1 protein-coding gene is annotated in these 738 nt (G+C 64.2%); it reads left to right on the forward strand.

The annotated features are described in order from the left end of the window. On the forward strand, window positions 1–638 hold a 638-nt coding region (locus FK530_RS24470), incomplete at its 5' end, for a recombinase family protein (protein ID WP_231706788.1). Window positions 639–738 lie beyond the last annotated feature (100 nt).

Genomic DNA, 738 nt, shown 5'->3' on the forward strand with positions numbered 1-738 from the left:
ATGATGCGCGCCCACACGATCGTCGCGGAGGCGGAGCGGTGATGAGCGTTGTCGGCTACGCGCGGGTGAGTACCCGCGAGCAGAGCCCTGAGGCTCAGGAGGCTGAGCTGCGCGCCGCGGGAGCGACGCGCGTGTTCGTGGATCGTGGGGAGTCGAGCAGGGTGAAAGATCGCCTGCAGTGGCTCGCCTGCTTGGACTACTTGCGCGCCGGTGACACGCTCATGGTGCGCCGTCTCGACCGGATCGCGGGCAGCGAGACGATGGCGATTCAGACCATCAATGAGCTGCACGAGCGAGGCGTGAACATCAAGAGTCTGACGGAGCCCGATATCGACACCACCACCCCGATGGGGCGCGCGCTGTTTGGTATCGTCGCCGTGTTTGCTCAGCTCCGCGTCGACACGATCCGAGAGAATACTCGGCGCGGCTTGGAGCATGCTCGCGCTCAGGGCCGGGTCGGTGGTCGGCCGTCGGTGATGACCCCGAAGCGTGTCGCTGCTGCTGTGCAGATGCGCGATCAGGGAAAGACGCTGGTGTACATCGCTGACGTGCTCGGAGTTGGTAAGTCGACCGTTGCACGAGCACTCGCCAAACACGACCGGGAAACCCCGGAGAGAGTCACTGCTGCGAGGTCCTAACCGTTCTTACCCCTTCCCCTGATATGTGCCGCCCTGCACAGTTCAACCCACCGTCAAGAGTGCGGCGTAGCCGCATCACGTAGTGACGCGAAGCGCCCTT

The sequence above is a fragment of the Tsukamurella conjunctivitidis genome, assembly GCF_007858475.1.
Classification (GTDB): domain Bacteria; phylum Actinomycetota; class Actinomycetes; order Mycobacteriales; family Mycobacteriaceae; genus Tsukamurella; species Tsukamurella conjunctivitidis.